Genomic DNA, 19,185 nt, shown 5'->3' with positions numbered 1-19,185 from the left:
GGTTCACTGCCGCACAGGCAGCTTAGAAAGTCATTCCCCATATGAACACGGCTATGTGGGAGTTCACTGCCGCACAGGCAGCTTAGAAAAGCATCAGTTGTGCCAGTGAACCGTCTGGTGTGTTCACTGCCGCACAGGCAGCTTAGAAATCTTGCCTTAATCATTGCGTCTGCGATTAAATGTTCACTGCCGCACAGGCAGCTTAGAAAATTACGCAGTAAACCAAAGAAAGCAGCTTAAGGTTCACTGCCGCACAGGCAGCTTAGAAACAATCTGGCGGAGCTTTATCTGGTTTTATGTATGTTCACTGCCGCACAGGCAGCTTAGAAAGTTACTAGGAGTCATTAAATAAGGTAGTTTCGGTTCACTGCCGCACAGGCAGCTTAGAAACAATAACTCATATAAGCATTGCACTCGCGAACTGTTCACTGCCGCACAGGCAGCTTAGAAATAAATACAGCTCAATGCGATGCGTCATTGATTGTTCACTACCGCACAGGCAGCTTAGAAAATAGCTTTTAAAGATGATTACGAACATCTCAAGTTCACTGCCGCACAGGCAGCTTAGAAAATATTAATCATCTGATTCATATAAGTAACATAGTTCACTGCCGCACAGGCAGCTTAGAAACGATAACGTCTACACTAATCTCTTGCATAGTAGTTCACTGCCGCACAGGCAGCTTAGAAATTTGAATAATGGTTAGGGAGCATTTCATGGTATTAATATTGTGCAGGTCTATATTCTGGCAATAAATGGTCACTCACTGGTTAGATAAATCTCGACAGTGAAAGCTGTTATGAATATTGCCCTAAGGAGATTGTTGGTTATGGATAACAGGATCCACTCCACGGATTTGAAAACCATTTTACATTCCAAACGTTCAAATATTTATTATTTAGAATATTGCCGTGTATTGGTTAACGGGGGTCGGGTTGAATATGTCACCGATGAAGGTAAACAATCTCTTTATTGGAATATCCCAATAGCGAATACCACCGTCATTATGCTCGGAACTGGGACATCGGTGACTCAAGCTGCCATGCGTGAGTTTGCCCGAGCAGGAGTCTTAGTCGGTTTTTGTGGTGGCGGTGGGACTCCGCTTTTTGCGGCTAATGAAGTTGAGGTCAATGTCTCGTGGCTAACGGCACAAAGCGAGTACCGACCAACCGAGTATCTGCACGACTGGGTCAGTTTCTGGTTCGATGATGAAAAAAGGCTGGCAGCGGCAGTGGCCTTTCAGCGCATCAGGATCGTCCAAATTCAACAGCATTGGCTCAGCAGTCGGATGCAGCGTGAGCCACTTTTTCAAGTTAATCGTGATCAATTATTGTTTCTCCTGACCCGTTTTGAGCAAAATTTAGCGAATTGTTTTACCTGTAATGACCTTATGGCGCAGGAAGCGGTATTAACCAAGGCGCTCTATAAACTAGCCGCTAATACGGTTAATTACGGCGATTTTACTCGTGCTAAACGCGGTGGGGGCATTGATCTGGCAAATCGTTTTCTCGACCATGGAAATTATCTCGCTTACGGTTTAGCCGCGACAGCGACGTGGGTTATTGGCTTACCCCATGGTTTGTCTGTTTTACACGGTAAGACTCGACGTGGTGGTTTGGTTTTTGATGTGGCCGATTTAATTAAAGATGCTTTGGTGTTACCGCAGGCATTTATTGCCGCGATGAATGGAGAAGAAGAACAAGAATTTCGTCAGCGTTGCATTAGTGGATTTCAAAAGGCAGAAGCACTTGATGTGATGATTGATGGGATTAAAGAAACCGCCATGTTATGTAGCCAAGTCTCTCGATGAATATTTTATTGATATCCCAATGTAATAAACGAGCCTTGGTAGAAACACGTCGGATATTGGATCAGTTTGCTGAACGGAAAGGCGATCGAACCTGGCAGACGGCAATGACGCTGGAAGGGCTGAATACATTACGTAAATTACTGCGCAAAACGGCGCGGCGTAATAGTGCCGTTGCCTGCCACTGGATTAAAAACAATAATCAAAGTGAGTTGCTATGGATTATCGGTAACTTAAGGCGCTTTAATGCCCAAGGCACGGTGCCAACCAATACCACACAACGGGATATCCTGCGTACTCAAGATGAAAATAGCTGGCACAGCGTGGAAACTATTGCGCTTCTGGCCGGTATTGCCGGGTTATTTCATGATTTTGGCAAAGCCAATTTATTATTTCAAAAAGGGCTGCGAGGGAAGGGCAAAACTTATCAACCCTATCGGCATGAATGGGTGTCATTACGTTTATTCCAAGCCTTCGTTGCGCAGAAAAATGATAACCAATGGCTCACGGCATTGAGTCAAATTACTGCCGATGATGAAATGGCTTTAATGGCCCTGTTGGTTAAAGACGGGCTTGTCCCCTATAACAACCCGTTTATTACCCTACCTCCGCTTGCCACCACCATCGCGTGGTTGATTATTTCTCACCACCGTATGCCGGTGTATCCCACCGCAAAGGGCTATGAAAGACCCCCTAAAGTAGAGGAAGTTGATGATTGGTTGTACCAGCAGTTTATGCCGGTATGGAACTCGACCAACATGGACAGTGATAACTGGAGTGAACAAGATAAGCAGGATATGTGGCAGTTCCCTCACGGCACCCCGATACAAAGTACCGAGTGGCGAAAAAAAGCGCAAAAATTTGCCAAACGCGCCTTGCAGCAGTCCGCATTGGCAAATTATGGCCATCTGACGCAACGATTTACCAGCCATATGGCGCGTTTGGTATTAATGCTGGCAGATCATCACTACTCTTCATTGCCCGCAGAAACAGGTTGGCAGGATGAGCACTATCGGGTATTTGCGAATACGGATCGCAAAACCGGTGAAATGAAGCAACGGCTGGATGAACATAATATTGGTGTTGGGCAAAATGCATTATTGCTAGGCCGCAGTCTGCCACATATTGGTAAATCCTTACCGGCGATCACTCGGCATAAAGGATTTAAACAGCGCGCGACACAGGAAAGATTTCGCTGGCAAGACAAAGCTTTTGATTTGGCGAGTAGCTTGCGTGAACGTTCCCAACAGCAAGGTTTTTTCGGTATCAATATGGCCTCGACTGGGTGTGGCAAAACCTTTGCCAATGCCCGAATTATGTATGGTTTGGCAGATGAAAAGCAGGGATGCCGTTTTTCTATTGCCTTAGGGCTGCGCACCTTAACCTTGCAAACCGGTGATGCACTGCGGCAGAAGTTAAGCTTACAAGATGATGATTTGGCGGTTTTGATTGGCTCGCAGGCAGTTTCACAATTACATCAATTAAATAACGATAAAGTGGAACCACGGGGAACCGGCAGTCAGTCTGCCGATGCATTCTTTGCTGAACATCAGTATGTCAGTTATGACGGCAGTCTGGATGATGGTCGCCTGAGTGCATGGTTAGGTCACAGTGATAAATTAAACCGCTTGCTCAGCGCGCCAGTGCTGGTCTGCACCATCGATCATCTAATACCCGCCACGGAAAGCTTACGTGGTGGCAAGCAAATAGCACCAATGCTGCGTTTACTGACCTCTGATCTGGTATTGGATGAACCGGATGACTTTGATCTTAATGACTTGCCCGCCTTATGCCGTTTGGTTAATTGGGCTGGCATGTTAGGTTCTCGCGTTTTGCTCTCTTCGGCTACCTTACCCCCGTCATTGGTTCAGGCCCTGTTTAGCGCCTATGGTAAAGGGCGGGCTGACTATCAACAAGCCTGTGGGCAGCCCCATGCTCCGGTCAATATTTGTTGCGCCTGGTTTGATGAAAATGATGTGGCACAGCAAGATATCCAGCAGCCTAAGGATTTTATTGCGCAGCATAACGCCTTTGTGACTCAACGAGTGACCAAACTCGCTACTGCCAATGCGTTGCGCAAAGCTGAGTTAATTCCCATCCATGCTGTTAGCACCAAGAAGGAAACGGTATTGGACACGATGGCGACGGTGATACGCGACTCTATGTTGCGTTTACATCAGTCCCATCATCAAATTCATCCAGATGCTAAAACTGTTTCACTTGGTGTGGTCAGAATGGCCAATATTGACCCGCTGGTCGCCATCGCCCAGCGCTTATACGCGGCGGCGGCACCAGAAAATTACCGCATTCACTACTGTGTTTATCATAGTCAGCATCCGTTAGCAGTACGTTCTGCTATTGAACGGCGATTGGATGCTACCCTGACACGTTATCAGCCCGATGCACTGTGGCAGGTTGCGGAGATTAAACACGCATTACAGCACTACCCTGAGCAGCATCACCTGTTCGTGGTGCTCGCCACCTCGGTGGCTGAAGTGGGCCGGGATCATGACTACGATTGGGCGCTGGCTGAACCCAGCTCTATGCGTTCGCTTATCCAGTTAGCCGGGCGTGTGCAGCGGCACCGGCAAATCGTGCCTCAGGTAGCGAACCTGCATATTCTGCAAAAGAATTTTAAGGCGTTGAGCAACACCAATCCGAATAACCCTGCTTATCTTAGACCCGGTTTTGAAAGTAGCGACTGTCTGCTAAACAGCCATGACTTGAACAAGGTTCTTTTACCCTTTCAGTATAAAGTGATTAATGCCATCAGCCGGATCCAGGAACGAGGGCAGTTAGAACCACATGAAAATTTTGTTGATTTAGAACATGTTAGATTGAAATCCGTATTGCAGGGGAATAAAAAGGAAACGTTGAAATATTACGCCGCATTATGGTGGCGTAAACAGGCGACCTGGAGCGGAGAACAGCAACGGCGAACCCCTTTTCGGCAATCAGTACCGGATGAGCAACATAATTTATGGATTGCCGATGAAGCAGATAAGCCGGTGTTTAAACGCCTTGATAGTGATCAGATTCAGTGGAAAGCCAGCGATGGTTTTCAGGCCGTTGAGCTGAGGTTGGCTGCGGGTAACAACGCATGGATAGACACAGACTACCTGGGGGTTTATCAACAACTGGCAGAATCATTAAATAAGGAATTAAACGAAGTCAGCCAACAATTTGGTGAGATCCGCCTGAGCGCCACCAAAGAAGGTGGTGAGATGTGGCGCTATCATCCGTTATTAGGGGTGTTTGGCGCACTCGATTGAGTGCGCCGCTGCCTGCACGGCAGTTAGTTGTAAGCTTTTTGTAAGTCTACATTGATTATTTCTGAGCTGTCTGTACGACAGTATCGTCGCTATCATAATGATTTTTATAAGTTAGTTCCAATGATTTTTATTAAATTTAAGTATACATAGATTAGGGGAGTGATTTGGGCTAGGCTATTCTCAAATTCGCATGAGAAGGTGGCTATGATGAAACCAGGATTATTTGAGAAAGCGGGCCGAGCAGTATTGGTTTTAACTGTTTGCCTTATTTGCATAAAGCCGATGGTAACTACGGTTCAAAATGAATCTTGGGCAATTAAAGACCAACGGTCATTTTCAATTCTGTCCATTACTTTCAATCAGGGGTTATTCTGAGTGATCAGTAGTTGGAATAGCTAAGGAGTTTTATATGTCGGATGAGGGATTAACAGCTTTCACTGTCTCTTATATTGAAGGCCGCAAGCAGCCCAAGCTTGAAGCTTTTGATAAGGACGCGGAAAAAAGGCTGGCAGGATTAACCGCAGCAGCAGATATCGCGCTGGCGCAACAAGAAATTGCGCAACAGCGGCAGGAACTGATCGCCCGCTATGAGGTGCGCGCCTGGCTAACAGATGCTGCTAACCGTGCCGGGCAAATCAGCTTAGTCACTCATGCATTGAAGTTCACGCACAGCGATGCCAGAGGCAGCAGTGTATTTAATCTGCCCACGGCAGAAAATGATGCGCTCTACCTCTCCACCGCCACCTTAGCTAAACCGGCCATTGATGCCGTCGGCAATGCTGCGGCTCTCGATGTCGCCAAGCTACTGCAAACCGAACATAACGGCGATTCACTACTGGCCAGCCTGAACCGGGCTGATTATTCTTCATTCGCTGAGTTGGCCGAGAATTCGCAACAATTAGCGCTTTGGGTTGATGGGTTCCAGCAGGTGCTGGTGGATAAACAGCTCACGTCGCATAAACTGGCCAAGCAACTCTATTTTCCGGTGGGGCCAGATCAATACCATCTGCTCAGTCCACTGTTTTCCTCATCACTGGCGCATGCCTTACATCAGCGTATTGCTGATGCACGTTTCGGTGACACGTCGAAAGCAATCTATAGTGCCTATAAAGCGGATAAATGGCACCCGCAACCCCGCGTGATTTATCCCAAGACCGCGGTGCAAAATATCGGCGGTACCAAACCGCAAAATATCTCTTATCTGAACAGTGTCCGTGGCGGAAAAGTCTGGTTATTGCCCTGTGGCGCACCCCATTGGCAACGTATTCAGAAACCACCCATAAAACATAAATCTATTTTTCATGATCGCAGTGAATTTACTGCACTCGCCCGCAATACCCTGTGGCAAATGCAGCAATACTTGTTGAGTGTTGAACCCCTGACTAATACCATGGTCATTCGCGCCTCTCGTCTGGCTTATAGTGATGAAATCATTGATATTTTATTTAATTATGTGGCTGAAATCCAAAATCTGGATGGCATCAGTGGCTGGAGCAGCAGTGAAGATTGTGAGTTAAAACGTTCACAGCAGCTCTGGCTTGATCCTGGTCGAGCGAAGGATGATCCCGTATTTCATCTTGAACGCGAGAAAGGCGATTGGAAAAAAGAGATCGCCCAAGAGTTTGGCTACTGGCTCAATCGCCGATTAAGACACGATAAATTGGTGTTTGGTGAAGTAGAGCGGCAGGAGTGGGCCAGCTTGTTTAAGCAGCGGCTACGTGAGTTTGAACAAGGTAGCCTGGAGACAGGATCATGAGTTCACTGATTATTTTACATCAGATGCGCGTTGAGAACGCCAATGCCATTGCGGGCTTAACTTATGGTTTCCCTGCGATCACCCATTTTCTGGGTTATAGCCACGCGCTGTCACGCAAACTGCAAGCAAGCCACGGTTTAACACTGGAGGATTGTGCGGTTATCTGCCATCAACAACAAGTTCATGCTTACTCATCCGGGCGTGATTATGTTTTTGCGCTAACCCGTAACCCATTGACCAAAGAAGCCAAAACCGCCGCTTTTAATGAAGAAGGCCGTATGCATATGACGGTTTCTTTAGTTATTGAGTGTCAGGGCGTGATTGCGAATGGTGATGCTGGCGCTAAAGAGTTGGAAAAGCATTTGGCATTACTGTGCCTGACCCAGCGTTTAGCCGGTGGCACTATTATTGATATCCGCAAGGTAACGGTAATTAATTATCCTGAAACCGAGGCAGCGACTCGCAGAGCATTGTGCCGCTTACTGCCAGGCTTTGCTTTGTTGGATCGATCCGAATTGCTGGCCGAACATTTTAATCAATTAAAACAAACCGATCCGCAGGTTGAGATGATTGATGCCTGGCTTGATTTTGCGGCACTTAAAATTCAGGCTACCCCTTTGCACCGTGATAAGCCAATAGACAGCACTTCTCCGGCCCAATGGGATTATGTTCCTAAACCTGCCACTGGATACTTAGTCCCTATCGTAACCGGTTATCGGGCTATTTCGCCATTATATCCACCGGGCAAAGTGGATAAATCTCGTGATCCAAACACCCCGTTCCGTTTTGTTGAATCACTCTACGGTATAGGTGAGTGGCGAGGATTACACCGCATAAAGGATCTACGCCAATTACTCTGGGGCTATCATCTGCAAGACGGTAACTATCTATGTCGCTGTGCGGTACCAACGCCAGTTGAAACCTATGAATTTAATGATGAAGACGAATTTTAAAGGATCTAAAAATGGCTAAAACAATGATTAAGACTGCTTCTGTTCTGGCATTTGAACGTAAATTATCCAATTCTGACGCGGTGATGTTTGCTGGTAACTGGGATCAAACCGACAACTGGCAGCCGATCATCATTAAAGAAAAAGCGGTACGCGGCACAATATCTAACCGACTGAAAAATAGCCTGGCAAGTGATCCGGCAAAATTGGATGCAGAGATCCAAAAAGCGAACTTACAACGAGTCGATGTGGCAGCACTGCCATTTGATGGCGATACCTTGAAAATGAGCTTTACATTGCGGGTGTTGGGTAATCTGTCAACGCCATCAGTCTGTAATGATCAGGAGTATCAGGCTGAATTGGCGAGTGTTATTAACGGTTATAGCAGCGAACAGGGCTTTGGTGTATTAGCGGCACGCTATGCCGAGAACCTGGCGAATGGCCGTTTCTTATGGCGCAACCGAGTGGGTGCTGAACAGATTAAAGTTAGTGTCACCAGCTCGACCAAAAACTGGCAGTTTGAGGGCGGTGATTTTAATTTGCGTCAATTTAGCCAGCCGAGCGGCGATTTGGCTGAACTGGCACAGGAAATTGAACGCGGTTTAGCGGGTAACGGTTTTGCATTTTTCACGATTGATGCTTTTGTTCGCTTAGGTAAAGGACAGGAAGTGTTCCCTTCGCAAGAGCTGGTGCTGGACAGCAACAGTAAGAAAAGCAAAGTGTTATATCAGGTTGATGGTATCGCAGCATTGCACTCACAAAAAGTGGGCAATGCGCTACGGACTATCGATGATTGGTATCCTGAAGCCACAGAATTGGAGCTAGGTCCCATTGCGGTTGAGCCTTATGGCTCAGTGACTAGCCGGGGTAAAGCTTATCGCCAACCAAAACAGAAAATGGATTTCTACACTTTACTGGACAACTGGGTGACAAAGGGGAATGCGCCTGAAGTCAATCAACAGCACTATGTGATGGCAACCTTAATCCGTGGTGGTGTATTTGGCGAGAAAGGCGAATAAGGAGGGGGGAATGGATCATTACCTTGATATACGTGTGCTTTCTGATCCTGAGTTTAGTGCTCAGGCATTATTGGAGGCACTGTTTGCCAAATTACACCGGGCGCTTGTCGCGACCACTCAGGGGCGAGTCGGTGTGAGTTTTCCTGGGGCAGGTAAAACGTTGGGTAGCCAATTACGTGTTCATGGGCGCCAGTGTGATTTAGTTGAATTGCAGTCTGCTGGCTGGTTAAAAGGTTTGCGGGATTATTGTGAGTGCAGTGAAATTTTTCCGATACCGGCAGTCGTTAAATATCGTGTAATCCGCCGTGTGCAAGTGAAGAGTAATGTTGAACGGTTACGTCGTCGTTCGGTCAGTAAAGGGTGGTTAACGGAGGAAGAAGCGAGGTTACGCATTCCAGACAGCCATGAACAGCAGTGTAATCTGCCTTTTTTACGGTTAAAAAGTCTGTCCAGTGCACAACACTTCCTGCTATTTGTTGAGCAAGGTAAGTTGCAGGAAACGCCGGTTACAGGAGTGTTTAGTGCTTACGGTTTAAGTACCAATACTACCATCCCCTGGTTTTAACCCTCTTTTTTCGGCCAACTCTAAGCTATTGATTTTATACAGGGTTGGCCGAGAGTATTAAAAAAGCCTTTTTTATCAATCCAATTGATTTTTATTTTATAATCAATAAGTAATGTATATTGTATAACGGTTCACTGCCGTACAGGCAGCTTAGAAAGCGTAATGAGCAGGAAAACGCCCTGCATAACGGTTCACTGCCGTACAGGCAGCTTAGAAACAGGGCGGCGGGCATGTTGGCAATGGCCGTCAGTTCACTGCCGTACAGGCAGCTTAGAAACCCCTGACAGGCCCGGCAGCGACCAGCGGAGTGGTTCACTGCCGTACAGGCAGCTTAGAAACCGCCAGTTTATCCAGGCAGCCATTGACCAACGTTCACTGCCGTACAGGCAGCTTAGAAAACATGAAGATACAACAAGAATAACTCGATTTAAGTTCACTGCCGTACAGGCAGCTTAGAAAAATCTGGATTATGCAGGGTTAGTCAGTGTGCTGTTCACTGCCGTACAGGCAGCTTAGAAAAAAGTTATAGCCAGTATCAAAGTCATTTCGCCGTTCACTGCCGTACAGGCAGCTTAGAAACTAATGAATGGGCGGTTCCTGTTTATGCGTTTGTTCACTGCCGTACAGGCAGCTTAGAAATTAAAATAATTCTTGACGTATTGCACTGATGTGTTCACTGCCGTACAGGCAGCTTAGAAAGCAAAGTGTCTCAACTGTGATTAGCATAGTTCGTTCACTGCCGTACAGGCAGCTTAGAAATGTGCCACTTCTCAGAATGTCGCCAGCCGATTGTTCACTGCCGTACAGGCAGCTTAGAAATTCAAGCCGTCATGCCTGAAGGTGTTCAGCCGGTTCACTGCCGTACAGGCAGCTTAGAAATGACTACTTAATGTTTGGCAAAGGTGTCGGTAGTTCACTGCCGTACAGGCAGCTTAGAAACTCTTGACAAAATAAATAAAAGGTATGTTGGGGTTCACTGCCGTACAGGCAGCTTAGAAAATCAATCCACATGCCGCGCTGGGCGTCCCGCAGTTCACTGCCGTACAGGCAGCTTAGAAATTCACAATCCAATTCAACCACTCGGCCATCACGTTCACTGCCGTACAGGCAGCTTAGAAATTGATGCATAGACAATTCATGGATAGTAAGCTGTTCACTGCCGTACAGGCAGCTTAGAAAAAAATCCAGGTAGAATCTTTTCTCGCAATTAAGTTCACTGCCGTACAGGCAGCTTAGAAAGTAACCGCGCTTTAGCGCATCACCGGCAAAGTTGTTCACTGCCGTACAGGCAGCTTAGAAAGGCAAAGAAAATCAGCGGTATCAGTACCAGTGCGTTCACTGCCGTACAGGCAGCTTAGAAACGATCGGGAGTCTGTTGATACGGTCATGGAAAAGTTCACTGCCGTACAGGCAGCTTAGAAACGTTCACCCGGACATAAGCCACGCCGGTATATGTTCACTGCCGTACAGGCAGCTTAGAAAAAAATGCTTGAGAATCTAGATTAATACGTTTAGTTCACTGCCGTACAGGCAGCTTAGAAAAAGGTGCTGATAGACACGACCCTAAAAAGAGTGTTCACTGCCGTACAGGCAGCTTAGAAAATAAGGCGCTTCACCTAATGCTTAATAACTCTGTTCACTGCCGTACAGGCAGCTTAGAAAAAAGTTAAAACAATTATCTTTGATGAGTTTATGTTCACTGCCGTACAGGCAGCTTAGAAAATTAGCTGATTCATATAAGTATGGCTCTCTGAGAGAGCCCCTGTTTAAGAGAAAGCCTTCTGACTTTAAGTATGGTTTCCATGCACGGCATCCAAGGAAATCTCCGTAAAAACGGAGAGTTTATCAATAATCAGGGTGGTGCACTTTTACACCATAATTCCCCGATCCCTTGGTCTACTTTTGCACAATATTTAACACACTGCCGTACAGGCAGCTTAGAAAAGACTGCTCATCACCAGCGTATTGAGTGGCCGGTTCACTGCCGTACAGGCAGCTTAGAAATGTCAAAGTCGGGAAGATGTGTGAATCGCTTAGTTCACTGCCGCACAGGCAGCTTAGAAATCCTAAACGAAATAATGACTCTAATTCTGGTAGTTCACTGCCGCACAGGCAGCTTAGAAAACTCCAATCATCATTAACATGAGTTCTTTCGAGTTCACTGCCGCACAGGCAGCTTAGAAATTGGGATGCAAAAAAACCTCCCTGAGCATGTGCAGAGGAAGGCTATTGATAACAAACTACTTTTACACGCTCAGGTCTGGTGCGAACGCAGCCGAACGACAAAATTAAAACAAAAAACCCGCCTAGTGACCTAAGCGGGTTTCTTTAAATTTGGCTCCTCTGACTGGACTCGAACCAGTGACATACGGATTAACAGTCCGCCGTTCTACCAACTGAACTACAGAGGAATTGTGTGAACGAGGCGAATCATAGCGGGGGTGGTGATGTTTGTCAAAGTAGAAAAACACTAAAATGTGCGTTTGCTGAGAGAATGAGCTTATTGGCTTGTTTTTCAGCAAACTTGTTTATTTCCCCGTGAGTTATCTGCTGCACAATTTGCCCCAAGCAAGCTTCGCATCCTAACGTGGATAAGGTATAGTTCGCCTTTTATGAAGGTACCATGGTGAGCAACTTATCCATTCGTCTTAATAAATACATTAGCGAGAGCGGTATCTGTTCTCGTCGCGATGCTGATCGTTACATCGAACAAGGAAATGCTTTTATTAACGGCAGGCGGGCTACGGTTGGCGCTCAGGTGTTTGCTGGGGATGTGGTGAAAGTTAACGGTCAACTGATTGAACCGCGTGACGAAGAAGACTTAGTGTTGATCGCGCTGAATAAACCGGTTGGCATCATCAGCACCACGGAAGATGGTGAACATGACAACATCGTTGATTTCGTTAACCACAGCAAACGGGTCTTTCCTATCGGGCGTCTGGATAAAGACTCGCAGGGGCTGATTTTCCTGACAAATCACGGCGATCTGGTTAACAAGATCCTGCGCGCTGGCAATGATCACGAAAAAGAGTACGTGGTAACCGTCAACAAGCCGGTGACTGACGAGTTTATTCTCGGTCTGGGTGCGGGTGTACCGATGCTGGGAACCGTGACCAAAAAATGCAAAGTGAAGAAAGAAGCGGCCTTTGTGTTTCGTATCACACTGGTGCAAGGGCTTAATCGGCAGATTCGCCGCATGTGTAAGTACTTTGGCTATGAAGTCACCAAACTTGAACGTATACGCATCATGAACGTCAGTCTGAAAGGGCTGCCACAGGGTGAGTGGCGAGATTTGACCGAAGATGAACTCATCGAGTTATTTAAGCTGATTGAAAACTCATCGTCTGATGAAAAACCGGTGAAAAAAGCGCCGGCTAAACCCGTTGAAGCAAAAAGAGTCAGTATCAGCGCACCGAAAAAAGCCGAAAAATCCGACGATAAATCTGCTTCCCGCAAGCGCTTTAGCCAACCTGGGCGTAAGAAGAAGGGGCGCTAAGCGCGTATAATTATTGTCAGTCGCTGGAACCTATCCCCGTGTCTAATTGAAAATTATCAGAGGAATTGCATCTGTGGCGCAGCTCCTCTGACGTTAGCACTGAAAAAACACAATATGTTACGGTGTCACATTAACTAACTGGCTGTTTTTTACCTGATTACCCGCATCATCGAAATAAATATAACTCAGGGTTATCTCACCACTGAATGAGCTGGGTTGTTGTTCAAAATAATATTGGCGCTCGGCAAACGGGGCCGTCATCATATCCATCTCTTGTGCTATCAAAAAATTTTGTAGTCGGTTTTGCAATTGTATTTGGCCAAAAGAGGCGTGGTATGGTGTGGGGTTGTGGGCAGTTAGAACGTATTTTTTATTTTGCTTTTGCAGAGTAAAGCTGATTTTTTTCATCGCTTCAGCTGGTTCCGGCGTTAATCCATTGGGGCGATAGAAGATCTTCATTTGCGTGTTCATTGCCATGGCAACCTGAGCATAGGCATCCATGTTGCGCCGTGATTTAGGCGGTATTTCGTATAAATTCAGCCAATAAACCGATTCCCGATCGGTAGGCAGGTCGTCACCTTTATTGATAATGCGTAACCCTTGAGCCGCTCCCGATTGCATTTTGAATACCGCAGGTAATACGATAAAGGGGGCTTTGCTTTGGTCCGGTGTGCTGTCCACATCGCCATCATCAATCCAGGTCTGTACCACCACCGGATAATCATTAGTATTAGCCAGCATCAGTGTGCGCTCTTGTGACTCAGGCCGATAAATCATGCGAGTCGAGCCTGCCACTAAACCGGCTACGGCGTGGTGACTGATACTTAAGGTGAGTAAAAACAACCAGATGAGTCTCATTGTATTTTTACCAAAACATAAGCGGTGGCATCGACTTTACCGGCAGTAGGGATGCCGTTAGGCAGTTTTTTCAATGTGGCGGTGAAATGATGTGAATAGTTATTATAACCGGCGGCATTGCTACCATTGGAACTGGCACCGGTAAGAACCGGATACCAACCGGCACTGGCAGTCGCGATGCAATTGTTGATACAGCCTCCCCAGCCGACAAAGTTCATTGCCGCTCCGCGACTGTCGCTCAGGCTGATACCGACACCAGTGGCAATACGGCTGTCAGTACCATAATGGTCCGATAACAGGTAGCTCACACCGCCAGCCGCGTTCACCAACCCTAACCCTTGTGCTTTCAGATAACCTGGTAATGAAGTTTGGATACCCAGTGCCGTTTGCCCGCTGTTGGTTCCGGACTCTGTACCGGATTGGCATTCTATATCCACCGAAATATCCGCGCTACGGGTTTGGTTATCGTTGAGTTCATTCACAGTAATGATAGGGAAAACCACATAAGGAGTAACGTTACGCAGCACGCAGGTATTTTTGCGTGTCAGGATCGAGCGCGGTGAGGTATTCATACCAAATGCCATATAGCGGCCAGTCCCCCAGGTTTGATAATTAGTTGCCGAGTCATACCCTGTTTCCGGTACTGGCATACCTGGGCCTTTGAATACCACATAGCCGTTGGGTTGATTGCAAGTATAGCTACCGGAATAGTTATCAGCCGCCGGACCCGGACAGCCCCAGGAGGAGGGGCCGGGGGTGCGATCCACTGAACCTACTTTTTTCAATTCTGCGCGGATCTGGCTGAAATGTTTGCCCTTAATCTGAATTTTATTCCCCACCACATCGTACTTTCTCAACGGAACCGGTTGCCAGATGCGGGTAAATTCGTTACCGGAATCAACATGAATCAATTTCAATGCAGTATAGGGGAAGAAGGTCTGAAAATAGTTGTCACCCATATTGGTGTAGCCGCCGACATTACTGTCGCCGTTCGTGGCAAATACTTCGAATAAACTGTCTTTATCAGCCACGTCACATTCATAGATAACAGCTTCAGGATTTGACCAGAAACGGGCAGGTACCAGGCTAATAATGCTGGCGGTCAGTATTGAATCAACCGGCTGAATGTAATTGCTGGTTATATTGACACTACCGAGCTGCAATGAGGCACCGTAGTTATCGCCGCCGATGTTAGCTCCCTTCCAGACACATTGGGCATAGCCGGGTAAAGCGACACTCAGCAAACTAAGTGAAAATAATAATCCCACACAACGAGAGAATAGGGGCTTGCGCCGGTATAACTGAAAACAATGCATCGTTATAGGATTCATACTGTTTCTCTGATTCAATGTTGAGTAACGACACACAAGGCATCGAGTTTATACAGCTGTTTCTCGTTATCGGGCTTGCCTAAATCGTAATCTAGCTGGCAGCGTTCATTGGCAGCATCCCCCCACACTAAAATGAGTGTGCCACGGGGTTCTTCAGCCCGTAAATACGCCTGACTGGCCTGACCGACCATGCCAATCTCGTTATTTTGCTGTTTACTGGCGCCGTCAGTGGCCGTTGTGGTGCTATAAACCACGGTGCCCATCGGCAATTGGCTGCCATCGGCCAGGTTGACGGTAATTAACACCGGGTACCCGTTGAGGGTGCGGAAGGTTACTTTCACCGCAGATCCCGCATAGGGAGCAATTTGCCGCTCGCCGTCCTGGAGTTCAGTATTAAAATCCATGCCATCAGGATTGAGCGTAATGGTGTTGTAGCGATAGGGGGTGAGTGTTGGCACCAGAGCATAGCCAAAGCGGTCAATGCTTGCACCTTGTCCATTCATCACTTTGGCCCCACTGGCACCTTTGGCTTCTATCAGGGCAAAGGAATCACTCAGATAGGGGCCGAGAGTGACACCGCCACTATGGAAGGCGACCGCACCACGGGCGCTGGCCGAACCTTGCCAATAACCTGGGCTGCTGGAGGCACTGCCGCTCAGACTGGTAATGGGCAACCGTTTTTGCAAACTGCCGCTTAGGGTATTTTCTTTGGTTTGTTCACTGCGGGCCACATCCAGGCTGTAACTGGCGGATTGATCCTCACCCATCACCCCAGATAACGAGGTCTGATAGCTGGTTCCGCCTACTTTGCTGTTGACGGCACCGGCTGAGATATACGGCGCATGCAAGCTCCGGCCCAGTGGGAATGAGATAGACATTTGCACCACGGTTTCGCGAGTACCCAGGATATTTGCACCATTTGCCGCAGGCATACCGCTGCCGGGATCGACAAAGTAAGTTTCGTTATTGCTGCTCCCGGTTTTCTGCTGAGAGACGGCAAGGTTGAAACTGGTATCGCGCCATAAGGTATTGGCATAGCCCAATTGTAATTGTGTATCCCGCTTGCGGTTATCACGGTAATCCTGTGAGGAGGCGGTCAAATACAGTGAACCGTAGCGGTTAAGACTCTGATTAAGGGATATTTCAGTCCGGCTACGTTGTCGGTAAGTTCCGGAACTCCAGATCTCGTTATTACTGGCTGCACGCATGCCCAATACATCACTTAAATCACGGTAACCCTCGGTTGAATAGCGATAGCCCGCCACTGAAAAAGTGGTATTGGTGGCTTCAAACGTGCGACTGAAAGCGGCTCGCGCCATCCAGCCACTATGCTGTTTATTATCAGAATTACTGGCATCACCGGGCAGGCTGGCATTCGAATAGGTGGCATCTAGCCCTAACGCCCCAATATAGTGGGTAAATACGCCACCCAGTATGACGGCCTGATAACCGGCTGCCAGGCGTAACCCCGTATTGGCTGTAATGACATTGCTGACCCCCTGTTGGTAGGTGAACTCACTGAATACATCATTACTGTTCAGCGAGCGTACCTGCCCGGCGGCGAAACTATAGCGGGAGTAACCGGGGCGTAAGGATTCGGGTACTGAGGAGAACGGCACCTGAAAGGTACTGATACTGCCATCGGCTTCTTGAATCTCAATGGTCAGGTCGCCACCAAAATTGGTGGCAGACAAATCATTAAATTCAAATTGCCCCGGTGAAACCGTGGATTGATAAATAGGCCGATTGTTTTGATACACCGTGACATTGGCATTGGTCCGGGCAATACCCCGGACAACGGGAGCATAGCCACGTTGCGATTCCGGTAACATACGGTCATCGGTTGCCAGTGTTATGCCGCTAAACCCAAGGCTGGAGAAAAATTGGCCAGAGCTGAATGTCTCACCTACGGTAACTTCACTGCTAATAGCGGGCAGGGCGCGTTGGCTGTACAGTCGGTTAGAAGCCCAACTGGCCCCGCGAATAGCATCATAGCGCAGTGAACCTTGCTGACGAAAACGCCACATACCGGTGTTGATGCCATTGGTCAGGCTGAGATAGGTTGAGTTGGTCGTACGTTTAATACCCTCGTTGTTATAACCTACATGATACTGATTCAGATTGTAATTGCTGAAACCAATAGTATCCCCCGAGGTTAAATTGCGTGGGTCAACATAGCCGCGCGGTACTTTTTTGACAAATAATTGTGGGACTGATAGGTCAAAACGTAACTTGGCGTAATCGAAGTGATAGCTACTGGCCGGTAACAGGGTTTTAATATCCAGACAGTTATTTTGGGGATCGGCATTTTTCAGCGCTTCTTCAGTAACACCCGCTTGTAGCAGCAGTGAGCTTGATAGGCAGGGAACCACAGCATCATCTTTCTCGATAAACATCAGTTCGACGCGATCTATAAACTGGTTGTTCATATAGAGATCAACGTGATACTTGCCTTCTTGATAACTATTTTTTTTATTAAAGCGGGAAATTGAGCCTAAACCGAGTGATGAACCGCGTACTAACGCATCCTCAAAGACATACTCATCTTGCAAGTTCTGTTCCGACGCTGACACAAAATGGCTCACCAACAAGCCGTGCGTTAGTAAATAGGATAGCCAGGGAGTCAACCTCACTGGTTTTCCCTTTGTCTAAGCGCACCCTGGATTATCATCACGGAAGCATTACAAGTGATAATCGCTAGAGATGTTGGTGCCATAATCATTAACCACGTTCAGCGTCAGTAATTCGCCTTTTTTGGCCTTAACTCCAGCGGGTAAGGCCAAATTAGTGGTCGAGTTGGGGGGGAACATCTCACTGATGGCAAATGATGTTGTTTTCCCATTACTGACCAACTTGGCATCACGCAGGCTAATATAATAGCCCGTTGGGTTCTGTATCTTGATCTTATCACCGGCAGTGCCCTCCAGCGTGACCTGTATCTTTTCACCCAAGGTATCGACATTTTCTTTTAATGCCGCCGGGCGATAAAAGACTTTCATTCGGTTATTAACGATCAAAACCAATTTGTTTTCAGTATGATTGTCTGCCTTTAATGCGGGGATCTGTAAAAAGTTGAGGTAGAAAATTGATTCACGATCTTTGGGCAAATGACGTTCAATATACGATAACCGTATCACTTGCCCACTTTTGGCTTCCATACGAAAGATCTGTGGTGTCAATGTGAAAGGGACATCACTTTTTGATGGTGAAGACTGATTATTGCCGTCATCCATCCATAATTGAACCAAATTGGGATGGTCATCTTTATTACTGAGTTGTAAAACTTTATCTCGTGTACCTTCAGGGTAAATGATACGTGTCCCTGTCATAACAACACTGGCTTGCGTCCATAAGGGTACGCCACTAAGCAGCAACAACGAGCAGGCGATCATTCTATGAGCAATCAGTGTCATAACGCTTACTTGTCCTTGATTTTTTCTGGTTGGTATCGGCTCCGCTACCGATTGGCCAACGTATCCATAAAAGGGTTTGGATTTCATGAATAGTTAGGGATAGGTGATCGCGTATTGAGCAGAAGCAATAACACTCCCGGCAATTGCGCGGCCTTCTTCCGTGATATATTGCGCCGCCAGATCCTGCGATGCTGATGTCGCGCCGGCGGCCAAGGTAATCCCTGGGACTTCAACACTACCGCCGGACATACGGATTGGGATACCAGCGGTATCCAGCAACTGAATAGCCACGTTTTGAGCTGTACCGACGTTACCTAAGTTACCCGCAGGTGTCACATTCATACCCTGAAAAACCGAACTGATTTTGGTGTCTTGAATGGCAATATTGCAGCCGGTAAGATTAATCGTGAAATTGGTTTTACCGGCAACCGAATTGACTTGATTCAGGTTGCTGGTCGAGACTGTTGGTAACAAAACTACGGGGGTATTGGCAGTCCCATTGATATCAACCATACAAGTCTGTTCAGCCACTTCTCCCTGGAACTTGATGGTGTTGTTTGAGGTGGCTGCCAACGCTATACCCGGTAGGGTAAGCAGCACCAACGTCATTAGAATTTTTTCCATGTAATCCCTACTTAGTTTTATAATTTATATTTCATTGAATGAAGACTCTGAGCATTCATCAGAATGAGCGATCATTAAGTTGAATAAAGTCCG

12 protein-coding genes, 1 tRNA gene and 3 CRISPR repeat arrays are annotated in these 19,185 nt (G+C 47.1%); of the genes, 7 read left to right on the top strand and 6 right to left on the bottom strand.

Annotated elements, in window-relative coordinates; translation table 11 throughout:
- Position 1 precedes the first annotated feature (1 nt).
- A CRISPR array of direct repeats spans positions 2-691; the repeat unit is 28 nt; unit sequence GTTCACTGCCGCACAGGCAGCTTAGAAA.
- 139 nt (positions 692-830) lie between these two features.
- The 6 genes from cas1f (at position 831) to cas6f (ending at position 9,370) form a co-directional block, all read left to right on the top strand.
- On the top strand, positions 831-1,811 hold the full coding sequence (gene cas1f / locus AEP37_RS12915) for a type I-F CRISPR-associated endonuclease Cas1f (protein ID WP_049613701.1): 981 nt from the start codon (positions 831-833) through the stop codon (positions 1,809-1,811).
- Positions 1,808-5,080, top strand: coding sequence for a type I-F CRISPR-associated helicase Cas3f (cas3f, locus tag AEP37_RS12910; protein WP_049613700.1), 3,273 nt, complete (start codon positions 1,808-1,810; stop codon positions 5,078-5,080). The genes cas1f and cas3f overlap by 4 nt, the downstream gene beginning before the upstream one ends.
- A gap of 409 nt (positions 5,081-5,489) precedes the next feature.
- The gene (gene csy1 / locus AEP37_RS12905) at positions 5,490-6,836 is read left to right on the top strand and encodes a type I-F CRISPR-associated protein Csy1 (protein ID WP_049613699.1); all 1,347 of its coding nucleotides are present in this window, start codon (positions 5,490-5,492) and stop codon (positions 6,834-6,836) included.
- Positions 6,833-7,789 carry a type I-F CRISPR-associated protein Csy2 gene (csy2, locus tag AEP37_RS12900; RefSeq protein ID WP_049613698.1) on the top strand — a complete coding sequence of 319 codons (957 nt, stop codon included), beginning with the start codon at positions 6,833-6,835 and terminating at the stop codon, positions 7,787-7,789. The genes csy1 and csy2 overlap by 4 nt, the downstream gene beginning before the upstream one ends.
- Positions 7,790-7,800: 11 nt before the next feature.
- Positions 7,801-8,805: a type I-F CRISPR-associated protein Csy3 gene (csy3, locus tag AEP37_RS12895; RefSeq protein ID WP_049613697.1), complete on the top strand. Its 1,005-nt coding sequence runs from the start codon at positions 7,801-7,803 to the stop codon at positions 8,803-8,805.
- A 10-nt stretch (positions 8,806-8,815) separates the two neighbouring features.
- Positions 8,816-9,370, top strand: coding sequence for a type I-F CRISPR-associated endoribonuclease Cas6/Csy4 (gene cas6f / locus AEP37_RS12890; protein WP_049613696.1), 555 nt, complete (start codon positions 8,816-8,818; stop codon positions 9,368-9,370).
- Positions 9,371-9,499: 129 nt separating this feature from the next.
- Positions 9,500-11,092: a CRISPR direct-repeat array (repeat unit 28 nt; unit sequence GTTCACTGCCGTACAGGCAGCTTAGAAA).
- 193 nt (positions 11,093-11,285) lie between these two features.
- Positions 11,286-11,554: direct repeats of the CRISPR family, unit length 28 nt; unit sequence GTTCACTGCCGTACAGGCAGCTTAGAAA.
- A gap of 151 nt (positions 11,555-11,705) precedes the next feature.
- Here the strand turns inward: cas6f and AEP37_RS12885 are convergent.
- Positions 11,706-11,781 (bottom strand) — tRNA-Asn (locus AEP37_RS12885).
- Between the two features lie 212 nt (positions 11,782-11,993).
- Here AEP37_RS12885 and rluF point away from each other — a divergent pair.
- Positions 11,994-12,866, top strand: a complete 873-nt coding sequence (gene rluF / locus AEP37_RS12880; RefSeq protein ID WP_049613695.1) for a 23S rRNA pseudouridine(2604) synthase RluF — start codon at positions 11,994-11,996, stop codon at positions 12,864-12,866.
- A 117-nt stretch (positions 12,867-12,983) separates the two neighbouring features.
- Here rluF and AEP37_RS12875 read toward each other — a convergent pair whose 3' ends face one another.
- The 5 genes from AEP37_RS12875 to AEP37_RS12855 form a co-directional block, all read right to left on the bottom strand.
- A complete protein-coding gene (locus tag AEP37_RS12875) occupies positions 12,984-13,724 on the bottom strand; it encodes a fimbrial biogenesis chaperone (protein ID WP_049613694.1) in 741 nt (246 codons plus the stop codon).
- Positions 13,721-15,055, bottom strand: a complete 1,335-nt coding sequence (locus AEP37_RS12870; RefSeq protein ID WP_049613693.1) for a fimbrial protein — start codon at positions 15,053-15,055, stop codon at positions 13,721-13,723. The genes AEP37_RS12875 and AEP37_RS12870 overlap by 4 nt, the downstream gene beginning before the upstream one ends.
- A 14-nt stretch (positions 15,056-15,069) precedes the next feature.
- Complete coding sequence (locus AEP37_RS12865) at positions 15,070-17,688, bottom strand: fimbria/pilus outer membrane usher protein (RefSeq protein WP_049613692.1); 2,619 nt, start codon at positions 17,686-17,688, stop codon at positions 15,070-15,072.
- Positions 17,689-17,736: 48 nt separating this feature from the next.
- A complete protein-coding gene (locus tag AEP37_RS12860) occupies positions 17,737-18,468 on the bottom strand; it encodes a fimbrial biogenesis chaperone (protein WP_049613691.1) in 732 nt (243 codons plus the stop codon).
- Positions 18,469-18,561: 93 nt separating this feature from the next.
- On the bottom strand, positions 18,562-19,092 hold the full coding sequence (locus AEP37_RS12855; protein ID WP_049613690.1) for a fimbrial protein: 531 nt from the start codon (positions 19,090-19,092) through the stop codon (positions 18,562-18,564).
- Between the last annotated feature and the right edge of the window lie 93 nt (positions 19,093-19,185).

The organism is Yersinia pekkanenii, from assembly GCF_001152565.1.
GTDB lineage: Bacteria > Pseudomonadota > Gammaproteobacteria > Enterobacterales > Enterobacteriaceae > Yersinia > Yersinia pekkanenii.
Note: the sequence above shows the minus strand (reverse complement) of the source record. Positions and strands in the feature narration are given on the sequence as shown.

Bases quoted from the DNA above. Each gene is read 5' to 3' on its own strand.
- cas1f (WP_049613701.1), top strand. From the start codon at position 831: ATGGATAACAGGATCCACTCCACGGATTTGAAAACCATTTTACATTCC.
- cas3f (WP_049613700.1), top strand. From the start codon at position 1,808: ATGAATATTTTATTGATATCCCAATGTAATAAACGAGCCTTGGTAGAA.
- csy1 (WP_049613699.1), top strand. From the start codon at position 5,490: ATGTCGGATGAGGGATTAACAGCTTTCACTGTCTCTTATATTGAAGGC.
- csy2 (WP_049613698.1), top strand. From the start codon at position 6,833: ATGAGTTCACTGATTATTTTACATCAGATGCGCGTTGAGAACGCCAAT.
- csy3 (WP_049613697.1), top strand. From the start codon at position 7,801: ATGGCTAAAACAATGATTAAGACTGCTTCTGTTCTGGCATTTGAACGT.
- cas6f (WP_049613696.1), top strand. From the start codon at position 8,816: ATGGATCATTACCTTGATATACGTGTGCTTTCTGATCCTGAGTTTAGT.
- rluF (WP_049613695.1), top strand. From the start codon at position 11,994: ATGGTGAGCAACTTATCCATTCGTCTTAATAAATACATTAGCGAGAGC.
- AEP37_RS12875 (WP_049613694.1), bottom strand. From the start codon at position 13,724: ATGAGACTCATCTGGTTGTTTTTACTCACCTTAAGTATCAGTCACCAC.
- AEP37_RS12870 (WP_049613693.1), bottom strand. From the start codon at position 15,055: ATGAATCCTATAACGATGCATTGTTTTCAGTTATACCGGCGCAAGCCC.
- AEP37_RS12860 (WP_049613691.1), bottom strand. From the start codon at position 18,468: ATGACACTGATTGCTCATAGAATGATCGCCTGCTCGTTGTTGCTGCTT.
- AEP37_RS12855 (WP_049613690.1), bottom strand. From the start codon at position 19,092: ATGGAAAAAATTCTAATGACGTTGGTGCTGCTTACCCTACCGGGTATA.